Here is a 15900-nt window from a genome sequence, read left to right as displayed (position 1 = left end):
GGTCTTTTTTGTTATGCCATCATTACTTCTGTAGGACTACCAAATACTTTAACATTGGAGTGAAATCAAAATAATTGCACACTTTTTTAGCACATCCTGCCTCTAAAAACTAAACACAGCACTATCAGCTATCAATAATATAACAATACAGCTAAACCAGCAGCTTCAACATACTGTATTCAATACAAAACTTGATAATTCAAGTAATAATATATTTGGTTTTATAGATATAAGGCTTACTTTTGCAACCCTTTACAGGAGCAAATATTCACTATCAATCATATAGTATGAAGAAATTGATACTGCTTTTATTTATAGTTGCAGCCTCTACCACACAGTATGCAACAGCACAGGTATCATCGGTTGGTAGTTTAGCTATACATACCGCCAATACCATTACTTCTACAGCAATAGCAGCTACTGCGGGTAATCATGCAAATGACAACGAAACTATAACAAAAAGCACAGTTTCAGTTACTGCTAACCCACCAGCAGGCAAGCCCTCGTTAAATCAGCTACCAGGCATTGAGAACAATTTGAATCCTCATAATGCTTCTCTTATTTCAACTTTGAACACCATAACTTCAGCCAAAAGCATGACAGAAGAGCTGGAAGAATGGGTGGCAAATCAAGTTTTAGTACAGCAAAGTATTAGCCGCCGAAAGCGCCGTTAAGACCAGCCAGCGTTCTGTGTTACATCAAAAGCAGCCATAGAGCCTGCTCCAGCGTATAAAACCTACAACACAGGTTTGTATTGCCAACACAGAACAGAAACATGCCGATTACCTCTCGCTTATTTACAAAGGTTATTCACCTGCTTTTCCTGATATGTAGCATAGCCCTTACAACAGGTTGCGCTATTCTGGATACGCGTAACAGCTTCGACCATACCGCCGTTTTCCAGTCTTATCAGAATTTTGGATGGTGTGGCATTCAAGCCTCACCAGATACTGTAAACACAAACTATAGTCCTCTGCTCGACCAGATGGTGAAAGCAGCTGTTGCAACTGAACTGGTACGAGATGGCTTACGACCAGCCGACGTAGGCGAAACCCCTGATTTGATGATTGCTTATGATATAGCACTGGACCCACCGCAGCAACCGATTAACGAGGCGGCTTATGCTCCAGGCTTTGGATATGGCTACAGCTACTGGTACGGCTACCGCTACGACTATGGCTTTACAAACCTGCCCGACTTTCAGCGCATAAGCGATTATGCTTTAGGCACGCTTGTAATAGATTTGATTGACCCCGATACAAACGAGGTGGTATGGCGCGGATGGGCAGTGAGCGTTATAGACCCTTTAGATATAAAAGAGGGCACTATAAGCCGTGTGGTGGCCAGTATAATGGCCCAGTACCCACCGCCTACTTCAACCCAGCGCCTTTTGCGCTGAGCAGTTAAAGTCTGTACTGCAACGTTAACCCTCCATAGTAATTTCGGTTTGGGGCTGGCTGGAAGAAGCGATTACCAAAAGCATTTACATCGTTGCCCAAGCTATACTTCTGATCCGTCAGGTTATCGGCACCAGCAAAAACTTCAAGGCCCCAATGCCTGCCTAGCGTTCTACGGAATCCTGCTCTTGCTCCTAAAACCAAGTATTCGTCTGCAAAAACAGTATTTTCATCGGTAAGCGGAATTTCATCTACATAATTAACCGTAACGTTTAGGTATAAGCCCAGCTGTGTTGCCAAATCTAGTCCAGCCGTTGCAGTATGTGGAGCTATACCAGTAAGCCTGTTCCCAGAAAAGTCTTCTCCGTCGCGCTGGTATTCTTTAAATCTGAAGTAGTTATAGGTGTAGCTGCCCCACAGCTTTAGTTCTCTTAACTGCCCTACAGGGTTACGCAAGAAATTATAGCTCACAGCCGTTTCAACTCCTTTTTGGGAAGTAGAGCCTACATTTCTGAAAACAGCCACACTGGATATGTCCTGGCGGCTCACGATGGTTTCGCTCAGACGGAAGTAAAAGCCAACAACATCAAAGCTTAGCCTGTTGTTTAATGCATAGCCTCTAACCCCAACTTCATAGTTTGTGCCCTTTTCGGCTTCCAACACCTCGTTTAAAACGCCATTGGATGTTAAAATTTCTTCTTCAGTAGGTGGCGAGAAACCAGAGCTAACGCTGGCATATGCAGAAACCTTATCGGTTAGTTTTTTCAGCAAAGCCACCCTGGGCGAAAATACAGCCTCAAAGTTTCGGTTATACTCGTACGCCCCCTGCCCTGTTACCTGCTTTAGGCGTGTAAATTCGTACCTGGTATCGTTCAAGCTCATGGCCAGCGTAAGTATAAATTCCTGCGGCAATTCCAATTCTGCCTGCCCGAATACAAAACCTGTCTTGGCTGTTACCTCATCGTCGGTTCGCAAGCTGTCTGGTCTGCCCTGGTTGTTGTCGTAGGTGCGGGAAGCCTGAAAACCTCGCTGGTATTCTCCCCCAAAAGTATACGTGGTGGGCAAGCTGCCAATGTGGCTACGGTGCATAAAGCTGGTACGCCCGCCTACTTCCTGGTTTGTATTACGTTCATAATCTGTGTTAAAAGGATGATCAATGGCTCTGCTTATTGTATAAAGCGACGTAGTATTGCTCCAATCATCACTGAACTTGTACTCATGCTTTAGGCCGATGTTAAGACCATCCTGGTTCATAGAGGCATTTTGACGCACACTTCCAAACATACCGCCTCTTGCCTGCCTTGGGTTCTCTTCGAACTGTTCCTGCGTTAAGCCTCCTGGCAGCTCGTAGTATAAATCTGTGTAGATAATATTGGCAGCAATGGTTTGTTTATCAGATATATAAAATTCAGGAGAAATAAGTAGCACCTGCCTATCTACCGCCGATTGCTCCCGGTAACCGTCGTACTGCTGGCGCGAATACTGCACCAGCACATTGCTTTTCTCTGTACCGCTGCTGGCTGTGGCAGTATAACGCCTGAACCCATACGAACCAGCGGTGGCTCCTACTTGTACCTGCTGTTCGCCCACGTTAGCACGTTTTGGTTCTAGCAAGATAGTCCCTCCTGTACCTGCTCCGTAAATACTGGCGGTTGGCCCTTTCAGAATCTCAATATTTCCGATGTTCGAAGCATCTAATAAATTTAGCGCTGTAGTGCCGTTTGCCTCAGTTAGCGGAATGCCGTTAAAGTACATCTTCACGTTTCTGACGCCATACGGTGAGCGCAAGGTGCTACCCCTGATGGAGATGCGGTAGCTAGCGGGAGCGCGTTCATCCATTCGTACGCCAGGCACAGTGTTCACGGCACGCACCAAAGAACGCTCATCGAAGCGCCTAATTTCTTCATCGCTCAGAATACTGATCGCCCCTGCTGTTTCCAATAGAGGACGGTTACTTTCGTAGCCTGTCACCACTACCTCCTGCAAGCTAGCTGCTGATGGCTGCAATAAAATGCGCAAGTTTGTTCTGTTACCAGCTCTTAGTACAACACTGCTAGACGTATAGCCAAGATGCACCACTGTTATAGCGGAAGCCGCCTCAGCAACCTGCATACTAAACTCGCCTGCCGCATTACTTATGCTCTGTTCGCCTGTGTTAGCTGTTATGGTTACACCATTTAACGGCAGCTGACTTTTGGCATCTATTACCTGCCCTGCTACCAACAGTTGCGCCAACAAAAGCTGCGGCATCAGTAGGCACAAAAGAAAAGAAAGGGTATACTTAAAAGATAGTGATTTCATATAGAAGTTAAAGTTGAAACAACGGGTAGTGTTTCCATTTGGTTAGGAAAAAGTCAAACAATGTAGGATAGTCCCCCAAGATTCCACCCTTAAAAAACATTTCATACAGTTTTAAAGTTAAAAATATGATGTAAGCGCTACAGACTTGCAAATTACAACCAAAACAACGCTATGAAAATTAAAACCACTCTTTTGGCATTAGGTCTGATGGCCGCATTCTCCACAGCAAATGCGCAAAACAGCCAGGAGCCTATTGCCACTTCCATGGAAGGCCATATTTACAAACCTGTTAAGGTGCCCGCCACCGATGCGCGGGTACGCCAGCTAAAAGTACCTGCAGGCTTTACCGTCACAAAATTTGCCGAAAACCTGAACAAGCCCCGCATGCTGGCTGTGCACACCGACGGTACTGTGTATGTTACCGACAGAGACAAAGGCACTGTAACCATGCTGCGCGATACCAACAACGATGGCAAAGCTGATCAGCAAAAGGTGGTAGCCACTAAAGACCAGATGCACGGTATCGCTATCCGCAACAACAAAGTTTACCTGATGACGGTGAACGAAATTTACACAGCGGATATAAGCAAAGACGGTAGCCTTGGCCAGTTGAAAGAAATAGCCAAAGGCTTTCCGGAAGGCGGCCAGCACGCCAACCGCTCTATTGAATTCGGGCCAGATGGTATGCTGTACGTATCGGTTGGCAGCACCTGCAACGCTTGCGAAGAGACACACAAGGAGAACGCTACACTGGTGCAGATGAAGCCCGACGGCAGCGGTCGTCGTATTTACGCCACGGGCTTGCGCAACATGATCGGCTTTGACTGGCACCCGCAGTCGAAGGCCCTTTATGGCTTTGACCATGGTATAGACTGGCTCGGCGACGAAACACAGAAAGAAGAACTGAACAGAATTACAGAAGGCGGCAACTATGGCTGGCCTTATGTATTCGAGAATGGAAAACCGAACCTGGCCGACGAGCCGCCAAAAGGCATGACTTGGGAAGAGTACGCCAAGCAGACAGAATTTCCAGAGCTACTTTATGATGCTCACAGTGCTCCGATGGATTTTGTTTTCTACAATGGCTCTCAGTTTCCGCAGGAGTACAGAGGCGATGCATTGGTAACACTGCACGGCTCCTGGAACCGCAGTGAACCCGTTGGTTATAAGGTGATACGGGTAAGGTTCGAAAACGGAAAGCCTAGCAAAATAGAAGATTTCGTAACTGGCTTCTTGGTTAATAACAACAAAGAGGAGTTTGGCCGTGTAGTAGGTCTGGCCCAGTACAAAGATGGCTCTATACTTGTTTCTGATGATGACAACGGTGTAGTTTACCGCGTAGCCTACACAGGCAACCGCTAAAAAACCTTCTCAGTTGTTAAAACAAAACAGGAGTGCCTTCTAAGGCACTCCTGTTTTGTTTCTACACTGCTGCATAAGCTTGTGCCTTGGCTGCATAAACCTGTTAACAAGTAAAAAAGCTCCTGCAGAAACTGCGGAGCCTTTATAAACTATGAAAGCTAAGGAGGTTTTATATCAATTTTTGATAATCTTAAATTCCGTACGGCGGTTCAGCTGATGATCTTCTTCAGAGCAAACCACACCTTCGCCACAGCCATTTATAAGCCTGGTTTTGCCGTAGCCTCTGGCTCTTAGCCTGCTTCTGTCTACACCTTGCGACACCAGGTAATCCACCGCTGCCTGCGCTCTTTTATCAGAAAGCTCTTGGTTATACTTATAGCTTTCGCGACTGTCGGTGTGGGCTCCCATTTCTATGTTCACACTTGGGTTGCTTTTAAGCATTACTACCAGTTTATCTAATTCTTTAGCCGCATCTGTTCTAATGTCCCACTTGTCAAGGTCATAGTAGATGTTTTCCAGCACAATTACTCTTTCCACTTCGTTCTTGTCGAAGAGCAGCGCCACTGATACAGTATCGTTTGCTGTTTCTGGTATGTTTGTAACTGCCTGCTGATTTAAGTAGCCATCTTTAGAGCCAAAGAAAGTGAAGCTATCGCCTACACGCGCATTCATAAAGTATTCTCCCTTCGCATCCGACAACACCGAAGCTGGTTCGCTTTGGCTTTTCTCTTTCACCACCAAGCGTACCTTAGGCAAAGGCAGTTCTATGTTTCGTTTCTCTGCGTTCTGCTTACGCTCCAAGGTAGTAACTGCCAGCACCACAGGCTTCTTCAGCATATTAAAGGTATAAATGTCGTCGGTGCCGTTTGCGGCGTCTCGGTTTGAAGACAGCAGGCCTTTTGCACCTGCCTCTGTAAACATGATACCGTAGTCGTTTTTGGGGGTGTTGATAGGGTAGCCAAGATTTTTTACACTTTCCCACTTACCTAAGCTGCCTTTTGCTGAAAAGATATCTAAGCCGCCGAAGCCAATATGGCCGTCAGAGGCAAAGAACAGTTGCCCCTCGCTATCTATGTAAGGAAAGCTCTCGCGGCCCTCAGTATTGATCGTTAAGCCAGCATTTATAGGTTCTCCCCAGCTGCCATCTTCCTGGCGCAGGGTGTAGTAAATATCTGTTTCACCCATACCTCCTGGCATATCCGAAGCAAAGTACATTACCTTTCCATCTGGTGATAAGGCAGGATGCCCGACAGAGTATTCTTCTACATCGTTGAAAGCAAAAGGCTGAATATTACTCCAGGAATGACCGTCTTTCTGAGCAGAATAGATTTCCAGACGGTTCATATATTCTTTTATTTCTGGCTCCTTTACCCAACTTGTAGGGTCCATATTACCTTTTTTGCGCTTCTCTACCAGGTGTGTTCTTGTAAAGTAGATCGTTTTGCCGTTATCTGTCGTCGAGGCTGTTGCATTATGATACTGATCATTTATAACTTCCTGCACAGGCACTGGTGCGCTCCAGTTACCTTTTACATCCTGCTCTGCTGTGTAAAGCTGTAAATAAGGACGGCCCGTCCATCCGTATATATCCTTCTTTTTATCGGTACCTACCCCACGGTCTGATGTAAATATAATACCGCGACCGTACTGCATCGGGCTAAAGTCTGAGGAGCTGGCATAATTTAGGTTTTGCAGTGGCTCTACTTCTGCTACAGGAAGCTTCTCCATCCAGGCCATAGACACATCACAGGCTTTAACCAATTGCTGTGCACGCTCTTCCATGGTTGGTACCTCCTCGCCCCACAGCATAAAATAGACTTTGGCCTCCTCGTGCTTGCCGTTGCTGCGCAAAGCTTCTGCATAATGATAAATAGCCATCGGATCTCGGCCTTGCATGCCTATTACTTTGGCATACCATACCTCGGCTCTCTCGCTTTGGCGGGTAAGGCGGTAAGAATCTGCAATGCGCTGCAGCGTCTGAACATCAGGCTGGCGCTTTGCTTTTTTCAGGCCTTTCTGATACTGTTCCAGGGCCAGCGCAAACTCCAGGTTCTCGTAATGCTTATCTGCTTTTCGCAACTCCGACTGCGCCCGTGCCGCTGGGGCCAGGCCTAGTGTGGCTGCAACTACTATGTATAAGGGTATATTTTTAAGTTTCATATGCTAAGGGACTTGTATTAAAAATATTGAGGCGTCATCATCTTCGTATCCTTCTTCTTGAAGAAGTAATAACCAACTGAAACTTCGTGTGTGTTAACACCATTCATATCGTTCAGCATCTGGTCGAATGAGTAACCTACTCGCAGCGCCTTGCTTACCTGCAGTTCAGCAATAAGAGCCGCCGCCGTACGCTTTCGCACATCAGGCTCCTCTGGGTTTTTGTTGAACACATTTACACTGGTACGGTAAGAGCCACCTAACCATAGTTTGTCGCCCAGCAGTACAAAGCCGTTAACATCTAGGTTGGCAGGTGCATGAAAATCTTCCTTCACGAGTATACTTGGCTTGAACTTAACAAAGCTGCTGACATCGAATACATAACCTGCCGTAAAGAAATAGTGGCGTTCGGGTTCTACCTGCTGCATGTCTTTATATTGTATCAGATCTGATGCAGACACGCCTGCATAAAAGCGGTCGTTGTGGAAATACATACCAATTTTTACATCGGTCTTCAGGTTAACCTCCTTGCCTGATGGTATAGAAGGATCGTTTGTGATGCCTAACTTAGCACCATCAAAAGTGTTTTGCACTGCTCCTAAGGCTATTCCAAGGCTTAGCACACCTGCTGCACTTACTGGTAGTTTAACAGCTGCATTGGCATAAGCCGCCGTGTTTGTCTGCGCCCCGATTTGGTCACGAGTCAGTTGCAAGCCTAACCCCAGGCGGTTGCTGGCCACGATGCCATCCAAGGCCAGAGACTGTGTAGTTGGTGCACCTTCCAAACCAACCCACTGGGAGCGGTGGAAAGCGTTTAGGTTAAGTACATTCTTGCTACCAGTATAGGCAGGATTGATGACCATACTGTTAAAGATGTACTGCGAGTACTGTGGGTTTTGCTGGGCACTAGCCGCGAAGGTTAGCAACAGGGCCAGCAGTGTATATAATACTTTCATATTAACTTTATTTTCTATTATCGTTAAGTGCTTAGCGGAACAGCGTTACATAACCTGAGTACTCTTTCATGACACCGTCGCAAAGTTTTACTCTGGCTTTGTAGAAGTAGGTACCCTGCTCCAAACCGTTGCCACTCCAGTCGTTCTTGTAGTTCTTGCGCTTGTATACCTCAGATCCCCAGCGGTTAAAAATCACTATTTCATTTTCTGAGTACTTCTCCAGGTTCGTCACAAACCAGGTGTCGTTAGTGCCATCCCCGTTAGGGCTAAAGGCTTTCGGGAAATTTAGATCACCTTTCTCTAAAGACACATCTATAGTGGCGCTTGCGGCAGGGCCAGCACAGTTTGCATTGTTAGGTATAACCGTTACCTCCCCTTTCGCATCAGGATTATCTGCTTTTATGATAACAGTTGTGGTACCCTGGCCAGCTACTATGCTGAAGCCCGTTGGTACTAGCCAAGTATAAGAAGTAGCTCCTGCTACTGGCTCTACACTATAAGTTAGGCCGTTGCAGACACTGCTGTTATCTATAATAGGATTGACAGTTGCTGGTGGCGTTACAATATTTACAGATATAGCAGCCGTACTGCTGGTGTTACAGGTATTCTCCGAAGCAACTGTAACAGTGCCTCCGTTTGCTCCAGGCTTTACAGTAATACTAATCGTTCCTTCCCCAGAAAGTATCTCCCAGCCTGCAGGCACGGTCCAAACGTAGTTTGAAGCTCCTGCAACCGCCTCTATACTATAGGTAAGCGTTTCTGTTCCTGTACAAGTACTTTCTGGTCCTGCAATAGCGTTTGGTACAGCTGGGGCATCGCATGGCACATCTATCGGCTCTTCCTCTTCGTTATCTGTTGGGTCTGGATCTGGGTTCTCGCCATCGTCCTCAACTACTACAATGTTGTTGATGTTGCCTGAGCGCTTCACCCGAAAGACCACTGTTAGCGTAGCTGTTTCGCCATTAGCCATTTCTCCTACTTGCCACATGTTTGTGGTTGTGTTGAAGGATCCTTTTTGTGTTGAGGCACGAATAAATTCTAATGCATCTGCAGGAAATTGCTCTTGTACTGTTACACCTGTGGCTGCATAAGGACCTTTGTTTTCAACTTCTATGGTATACGCTACCTCGTTGCCTACCTTGTATGGGCCTGCTGCAACCTTTTTGCGTACGCTCAGGTTGGCAGCCTTTTCAGGCACATCTATAGGTTCTTCTTCTTCGTTATCGCCTGGGTTAGGGTCTGGATTCTCACTGCCTACAGCCACGGCGTTTCTAATATTACCTGCTGCCAGTATTCTGAATATAACTATAAGTTCGGCTGTCTCACCGTTGGCCATAGCACCAATTTCCCACTTATGCTCCTGTGCGTTATAAGTGCCTTTTTGTGTGGAGGCGCTAACGAAGCCTAAAGTAGCAGGGAACTGTTCCTGTACCCATGCATCTGTTGTGGCATAAGGGCCGTTGTTTTTAGCTACGATGGTATAAGTTACCAACTCGCCCACCAGGTGCGGACCTGCGCTGGCTGTTTTTGTTACGCTTAGGTCAGACGAAACTTCTGGCACATCTATAGGCTCTTCTTCCTCGTTGTCCGAAGGATCAGGGTCTGTGTCTTCTCCGCCAATTACAACGATGTTTTTGATATTGCCTGCCGCTACTATGTTAAAGGTAACTGCAAGTTCTACTGTCTCACCGTTAGCCATATCTCCTATCTCCCACTCGCTAGTAGCTTCGTTAAAGGCGCCTTTCTCGGTAGAGGCACTAACAAACTCCAAAGCTGAGGGGAACTGCTCCTGTACCTTCACGCCTCTGGCAGCGTCAGGACCCTGGTTGCTGGCTATAATCTTATAGGTTACCTGCTGCCCGATTAAATACGGACCCGCACCTGCTGTTTTGCTTACACTAAGGTTGTATACAGGCTGTGGCACATCTATCGGCTCCTCCCCTTCGTTATCTGTCGGATCTGGGTCAGGGTTGTTACCATCGTCACCTATCACAACTATATTTTTCAGGTTACCAAAGTCTTTAATCTTGAATGTTATAGCTAAAGTAGCCGCCTCGCCGTTGGCCATTGTACCTATTTCCCAAGTGTTAGTGCTTGTGTTGAAAGCTCCTTTCTCGGTCGAAGCACTTACAAACTCAAGCGCATCTGCTGGGAACTGCTCCTGCACCGTTACACCTGTAGCGGCATAAGGCCCGTCGTTTTTAGCAACTATAGTATAAATTACCTCGCTGCCTACTTTAAAAGGTCCAGCACTGGCTGTTTTAGTTACACTCAGGTTAGCAGACTGCTCTGGCACATCAATAGGCTCTTCCTCTTCATTATCTGATGGGTTAGGGTCTGGGTTTTCGCCGCCTATCGCCACAGCATTTTTAATGTTTCCTGCAGCCAACACTTTGAAGACTACTGTTAGAGTAGCCGACTCGCCATTTGCCAGTCCTCCAACCTGCCACTGGTGCTCCTGCTCGTTGTAAGTTCCTTTTTCAGTAGAGGCACTTACAAACCCCAAAGCAGAAGGAAACTGCTCTGTTACCAACACATTAGAAGAAGCATAAGGTCCTGTGTTTGTTGCTACTATAGTATAAGTAACTTCATCACCAACCAAATGCGGACCTTCGCTGGCTGTTTTTGTTACGCTCAGGTCTGAGGATATTTCAGGCACATCAACAGGCGCCTCTTCTTCGTTGTCTGTAGGGTCTGGATCGGGGTTTTCACCATCAATTACAACCGTGTTTCTTATAGCACCTGGTATCATCACTCTAAAAATGATGGTCATGGTTACTTCCTCCTGGTCGGCTAGTTCTCCAACAGTCCAGATATTTGTGGTTGGATCAAAGCTCCCTTTTCCAGTTGTGGCACTTATGTATTCGAGCCCGTTAGGTACGTTTTCTTTAACTGTAACACCAAAAGCATGTCCTGGGCCTTCATTTCTTGCTGTTATCGTGTAGGCTATCTGTGTACCTATGGTAGGTGCTTTGTTATCAGCTACTTTACTAATCTTTAAGTTAGAATACACAACTGGCACCTGCACTGGATCAGCGTCGTTGTTATCACTCGGGTTTGGATCTGGGTTGTCGCTGCCCAAATCTACCGTGTTATTTATGGCACCAGATCTTGTTACTCTGAACACGATGCTCATTTTAACTACCTCCTGGTTTGCCAGCTCTCCAATTGTCCAGGTTTGTGTCTCCAGGTCGAAGGTTCCTTTTTGTGGTGCAGCACTAATAAACTCTAGTCCTGCTGGTATGTTTTCTTTCACTACAACACCAAAGGCTGCACCTGGACCTTTGTTTGTTGTAGTGATTGTATAAACAATGTTAGTTCCTAACTCTGGTTCTTTGTTATCAACCGCCTTAGAGATAGAAAGGTCAGATTCGATAACTATAGGCAAGTAAACTGTGTTGAAGTTCAGGTTAACGCTACCTGTAAGAGATATTGCCCTGCCTTCAAGATTGGCACCTCTATTAAGCGTGATGTTATTTTGCGCGATAATGTTACCGACAAATGAGGTAGAGACCCCAATGCCAACTTCATTCTGAACAACCCAATAAACGTTTTTGGCCTCTGCTCCCTTTTGTGACACCAGGCTTGGTGTAGGGTTTGGCAGCGACGGAGATGTTGTGTTAAAGCTACCGTCGATGATAAAAATAAACTTGGAATTAATGTCTCCTTCACCGTCCAAAACCAAAACACCATTTAGTGTTGCATCACCATCGATATGATAAACACCTGGTTTAATGGTTTGGCCTTTGCCTAGGGCTGGGCTAAGGCTGCTTGTTCTAGGCAGGTTTCTTAAAGAGTTATAAGCGTTTCTGGCATGCAGCTGCGCCGTTTTTGTAAACTCATTTGCTCTTTCCTTGCGCCCAGAGACGTAAAGCTTCTCTTCTCCATTGATAACCTCGCCAGGATAAATACCTAAGTTCCCTTCAACTCCCGAGGTTTCAGTAGTAGTATTGTTTACTTCTGTAGAAGCTAATATTCCAAAACTAGAAGCTCTGCCTAATATTGGATCTGACTGTGCAAAGCTAAGGGTGGTGCTGCCTGCCAGTATAAAACAGATGAGCAGTAAAACTTTATTCATATACCTATTGTGTAATAAATTAACGCTTAATTTCAATATATATGTATAAGCATATAAATATTGAACAATTCCATTTACTTAAAACAAACAAATAGGTTGTGGCTTATATATAAATTAATATGAATTACTATAGAACAGCATCAATATATATGTTAATTACTATTTTAATAAAATATCTAAAACTAGCTATATTTAGGCACAAGAATAGGCTTAGTTAAAATAATTGTTATAATCTTAAAATTACCTATTGAAGCGAAAGGGACTTTTTTTATAGTAAGACGCCAATATTTAATGATAAAGGCTTTATAATTCAAGTTGTGTCTGTTTTGAGCAGCTTGTGCTCTGTACAATAATTCCTAAACAAAAAAGCCCCGATGCAGTTACTGCATCGGGGCTTTTTTGTTTAGATTAAAAATTCTGTTAAACGTTTACGTGGCGCTCTGCATGGTAAGATGAACGAACCAAAGGCCCAGACTCAACATATTTTATACCTCTTCTAAGACCTTCTTCTCTGTAGTGCTCAAAAAGATCTGGGTGTATAAATTCGGCTACTTCCAGGTGCATCTTAGTTGGCTGCAGGTATTGACCCAGTGTTAAAATATCACAACCATTAGCTGCTAAATCATCCATCGCCTGGTACACCTGCTCTTTTGTTTCGCCAAGTCCAAGCATAATACCTGTTTTAGTACGCTGCCCATACTCTTTAGTACGGCGAATCTGCTCTAAGCTACGCTCGTATTTGGCCTGCGGGCGAACACGACGGTAAAGTTCTTTTACCGTCTCCATGTTGTGCGACACCACTTCCTGACCAGGAGATATCATGGTTATTAGGGCATCCCAATTAGCCTTAACATCTGGTATAAGGGTTTCGATGGTAGTAGTAGGAGACTGCTCTTTTACCTGCACAACCGTTTCATGCCAAATGGCAGCACCGCGGTCTTTCAGCTCATCACGGTTTACCGAAGTTATTACCGCATGCTTTACGCCCATCAGCCTGATAGCCTCTGCTACCCGGCGAGGTTCATCGGTATCGTACTCGTTTGGCCTGCCTGTGGCAACAGCACAAAATGAGCAGCTACGCGTGCATACATTTCCTAAGATCATGAAGGTGGCTGTACCAGCTCCCCAACACTCGCCCATATTAGGGCAATTGCCGCTCTCACAAATTGTGTGCAGCTTATATTCTTCTACAATGCTTCTTACTTTAGCGTATTCTTTGCCTACTGGCAGTTTTACGCGCAGCCAATTTGGCTTGCGTGGCCTGCCAAATGCATCTAAACCTTCTGGTGTAGCATTAGGCTGAATAACTGGAAGCGTTAATAATTCATCCATGTTGCAAAGATAGCAAGTTAAAGTTTAAGACTTTAGCAGTTGTGCAATAAAACGTGGAGGCAACACAGCTCAACTATACAGAAATGGCCACTCTTGTACCTAAACAGCACAAGAGCCTAACCAGAGGCAAGATACAGGCACACTTATCGCTCAACTGGTATAGCAACAATAAACAGCCTACAAAAGTTTGAAATGCTACTTACGGCGGCCGTAGTAGATGTTAAGATAAACAGAAAAGAACCCGCTTGCGTTTTCAGCATTCGGAATGATGATAAGCTCCTTCATGTATTGCTCATACAGAAAGCCAACCTCTATACCCGCTATACTTTCCTGGTAGCGGCCGTATTCAAAGCTGAGCCCTGCTTTTGCATGTAGCCCAGGATTTATGCTAGCCTCTCCTAAACCTGTAAATACGCTGGCATTGCCTTGTATATAATCTCTGTTATGAACAGTAGGATCGTAAGGCTCAGTGGTTACATCAAAAGTACCCTGCTGCCCTCGTTGCGCATTGCTGTAGCGGATGTAATAAGGAACAAGCAAACCAATGGAGGGACCTATGGCACCAATAGCATTTACTTGCACTCCCGACTCAGCAGCTTTACGGAAGAGCACAAGTTCTCTGCCGTAGTGTGGCCTTAACACAAAAAGATAGTTCTGTTTTCCGTCGATGAATGAATCGCCTGTTTGCGTGCTGTACCATCTGTACTCCTTTGGGTGTTTTACCTCCACAATTTCCAAAGCACCGAACTGGTACATCCCATTGCTTACAAAAAAAGAAGAACGCACAAAGGCTCCGCCAATGAGTCCTCCATTCGAGTTAAGGTTTATACCGTAACTTAACTCGTTATTGAAGTTATCTTCATCAACAGATTGTGCAGCCGCAGGCACGATGGCACTTAAGGCCACAAGCATAGCGAAAGCAAGATATCTTACCACTCTCTATTAATTTATATTGTGCTTAAATCTACTTAAATTCACGCTGTTAATAAAACTATGACTATGGCTACAATTCACAGCACCTACCAAGGCAATTTACGTACTTCTGCCCAACACCTTGCATCTGGCAACACTATCATTACCGATGCCCCTATAGACAACAATGGCAAGGGTGAAGCATTCTCCCCAACCGACCTTGTTAGCGCCGCGCTCGGCAGCTGCATGATGACCATTATGGGCATTGTAGCTAACCGAAGCAACATAGACATTGAGGGCATGGAAATAGACATTACAAAAATAATGTCTGCAGATCCACGCCGAATCAGTGAGATAATCTTAAACTTTAAAATGCCTGCACGCGCCTATACCGATAAGGAGAAGGCCATGTTAGAGAATGCAGCCAAAACCTGTCCTGTAGCGCTTAGCCTTCACCCAGACGTAAAGCAGAACATCTCTTTCGAGTATGCCTCTTAAGCCTGCAGCTTTTTCTTGAATGCGTCTACGCTAATGCCCATATGAGATGTATTGTAAGTACACATGCCATCTTGTATGAGCAATAGCTGTGGCGATTCGTGCATAACATTAAACACCTCGGCTATCTCGTTTGAAATTGGCCTGTAGCTAAGTAAATCCAGATAGTAAGGCTTTACATTGTCTACGCCTGCTCCATCCCACTGACGCTCTAGCCTACTTTTGGCCGTGGCACTAATAGAACACGATGTGCTGTGCTTAAAAATAACCACAGGCGTGCTCTTCGACTCTTCTACAATATTATCTAATTGCTCTGTACTTGTTAACGGATGCCAGTTCATACTTAGTATCTTCTACGCTTTTTCTCTTAGTTCTTCTTAAAAAGTCGCTTCTTCGACTTTGCTTTTCTCTTTTTTCGCTCAGCAGCAGCTTTCTGTTTAGGGTCAGCCTCTCCTCTTTTTAGAGCGAGCATATTGGGGTCTAGATGAGTTTCTTTATAATCAACTTTTGCTTTTCGGGCCTCTCTCAAGAACCGCTTTTGCTCCTTCCTTTGCTGTTTGGCATCGGTATAGGTTGTTTGTGCCGCAGCCGAATAAACTGTCAGGCAACAAAGCACGGCCAGGCTTACCAGCCACTTCAAGTACTTATCAGAAACAACAGCTAAAAAGTTATTCATCTTAAAAAAACACCTACAGGTTATACTTAAAATCCTGAAGCTTGTTACTCTACTTAAACAATCTCTTTTTCTTGACGAGGCCGTTTTTATCAACCGCCACTTTTACGCCTTGCATTTTCTGTCCTCCAGGCCCTACCAGCTCTGTTCTACTATTCTTACCCCCAATCTTAGGGCACGGAATCAGTTTACTATTACAGCTTGTGCTACAGATAATTACGAAGCATAATAAAAACA

12 protein-coding genes are annotated in these 15900 nt (G+C 45.2%); 4 read left to right on the top strand and 8 right to left on the bottom strand.

Annotated features, from left to right (window positions below; all coding sequences use genetic code 11):
- The first annotated feature begins 287 nt into the window (after nt 1-287).
- Nucleotides 288-674, top strand: a complete 387-nt coding sequence (locus LN893_RS06675) for a hypothetical protein (RefSeq protein ID WP_229969022.1) — start codon at nt 288-290, stop codon at nt 672-674.
- 101 nt (nt 675-775) lie between these two features.
- Nucleotides 776-1399 carry a DUF4136 domain-containing protein gene (locus tag LN893_RS06670; RefSeq protein ID WP_229969021.1) on the top strand — a complete coding sequence of 208 codons (624 nt, stop codon included), beginning with the start codon at nt 776-778 and terminating at the stop codon, nt 1397-1399.
- A gap of 4 nt (nt 1400-1403) precedes the next feature.
- Here the strand turns inward: LN893_RS06670 and LN893_RS06665 are convergent, their stop codons facing one another.
- Nucleotides 1404-3698 carry a TonB-dependent receptor gene (locus LN893_RS06665; protein WP_229969020.1) on the bottom strand — a complete coding sequence of 765 codons (2295 nt, stop codon included), beginning with the start codon at nt 3696-3698 and terminating at the stop codon, nt 1404-1406.
- 171 nt (nt 3699-3869) lie between these two features.
- On the opposite strand from LN893_RS06665, the gene LN893_RS06660 reads away from it, so the two are divergent.
- Nucleotides 3870-5060, top strand: a complete 1191-nt coding sequence (locus LN893_RS06660; RefSeq protein ID WP_229969019.1) for a PQQ-dependent sugar dehydrogenase — start codon at nt 3870-3872, stop codon at nt 5058-5060.
- A 174-nt stretch (nt 5061-5234) separates the two neighbouring features.
- On the opposite strand, the gene LN893_RS06655 is transcribed toward LN893_RS06660, so the two are convergent.
- The 5 genes from LN893_RS06655 to LN893_RS06635 all read right to left on the bottom strand — a co-directional run bounded on the left by LN893_RS06655 (nt 5235) and on the right by LN893_RS06635 (nt 14519).
- A complete protein-coding gene (locus LN893_RS06655; protein WP_229969018.1) occupies nt 5235-7220 on the bottom strand; it encodes an OmpA family protein in 1986 nt (661 codons plus the stop codon).
- Between the two features lie 17 nt (nt 7221-7237).
- Nucleotides 7238-8173, bottom strand: coding sequence for a PorP/SprF family type IX secretion system membrane protein (locus LN893_RS06650; RefSeq protein ID WP_229969017.1), 936 nt, complete (start codon nt 8171-8173; stop codon nt 7238-7240).
- 31 nt (nt 8174-8204) lie between these two features.
- The gene (locus LN893_RS06645; protein ID WP_229969016.1) at nt 8205-12251 is read right to left on the bottom strand and encodes a PKD-like domain-containing protein; all 4047 of its coding nucleotides are present in this window, start codon (nt 12249-12251) and stop codon (nt 8205-8207) included.
- Between the two features lie 420 nt (nt 12252-12671).
- Complete coding sequence (gene lipA, locus LN893_RS06640; protein ID WP_229969015.1) at nt 12672-13583, bottom strand: lipoyl synthase; 912 nt, start codon at nt 13581-13583, stop codon at nt 12672-12674.
- 195 nt (nt 13584-13778) lie between these two features.
- A complete protein-coding gene (locus LN893_RS06635; protein ID WP_229969014.1) occupies nt 13779-14519 on the bottom strand; it encodes a hypothetical protein in 741 nt (246 codons plus the stop codon).
- Nucleotides 14520-14582: 63 nt separating this feature from the next.
- Between LN893_RS06635 and LN893_RS06630 the strand changes: the two genes are divergently transcribed.
- The gene (locus LN893_RS06630) at nt 14583-14993 is read left to right on the top strand and encodes an OsmC family protein (RefSeq protein ID WP_229969013.1); all 411 of its coding nucleotides are present in this window, start codon (nt 14583-14585) and stop codon (nt 14991-14993) included.
- Here LN893_RS06630 and ytxJ read toward each other — a convergent pair.
- Nucleotides 14990-15331, bottom strand: a complete 342-nt coding sequence (gene ytxJ / locus LN893_RS06625; RefSeq protein ID WP_229969012.1) for a bacillithiol system redox-active protein YtxJ — start codon at nt 15329-15331, stop codon at nt 14990-14992. The two genes, LN893_RS06630 and ytxJ, sit on opposite strands and share 4 nt — an antisense overlap.
- A gap of 26 nt (nt 15332-15357) precedes the next feature.
- Nucleotides 15358-15666 (bottom strand): hypothetical protein, encoded by a 309-nt coding sequence (locus tag LN893_RS06620; protein ID WP_229969011.1) that lies wholly within the window; start codon nt 15664-15666, stop codon nt 15358-15360.
- Nucleotides 15667-15900 lie beyond the last annotated feature (234 nt).

The sequence above is a fragment of the Pontibacter harenae genome (genome assembly GCF_020907245.1).
Lineage (GTDB): Bacteria > Bacteroidota > Bacteroidia > Cytophagales > Hymenobacteraceae > Pontibacter > Pontibacter harenae.
Note: the sequence above shows the minus strand (reverse complement) of the source record. Positions and strands in the feature narration are given on the sequence as shown.

Excerpts from the sequence above, each read along its gene's own strand:
- LN893_RS06665 (WP_229969020.1), bottom strand. The coding sequence starts at position 3,698 with ATGAAATCACTATCTTTTAAGTATACCCTTTCTTTTCTTTTGTGCCTA.
- LN893_RS06675 (WP_229969022.1), top strand. The coding sequence starts at position 288 with ATGAAGAAATTGATACTGCTTTTATTTATAGTTGCAGCCTCTACCACA.
- LN893_RS06630 (WP_229969013.1), top strand. The coding sequence starts at position 14,583 with ATGGCTACAATTCACAGCACCTACCAAGGCAATTTACGTACTTCTGCC.
- lipA (WP_229969015.1), bottom strand. The coding sequence starts at position 13,583 with ATGGATGAATTATTAACGCTTCCAGTTATTCAGCCTAATGCTACACCA.
- LN893_RS06660 (WP_229969019.1), top strand. The coding sequence starts at position 3,870 with ATGAAAATTAAAACCACTCTTTTGGCATTAGGTCTGATGGCCGCATTC.
- LN893_RS06645 (WP_229969016.1), bottom strand. The coding sequence starts at position 12,251 with ATGAATAAAGTTTTACTGCTCATCTGTTTTATACTGGCAGGCAGCACC.
- LN893_RS06620 (WP_229969011.1), bottom strand. The coding sequence starts at position 15,666 with ATGAATAACTTTTTAGCTGTTGTTTCTGATAAGTACTTGAAGTGGCTG.
- ytxJ (WP_229969012.1), bottom strand. The coding sequence starts at position 15,331 with ATGAACTGGCATCCGTTAACAAGTACAGAGCAATTAGATAATATTGTA.
- LN893_RS06655 (WP_229969018.1), bottom strand. The coding sequence starts at position 7,220 with ATGAAACTTAAAAATATACCCTTATACATAGTAGTTGCAGCCACACTA.
- LN893_RS06670 (WP_229969021.1), top strand. The coding sequence starts at position 776 with ATGCCGATTACCTCTCGCTTATTTACAAAGGTTATTCACCTGCTTTTC.
- LN893_RS06650 (WP_229969017.1), bottom strand. The coding sequence starts at position 8,173 with ATGAAAGTATTATATACACTGCTGGCCCTGTTGCTAACCTTCGCGGCT.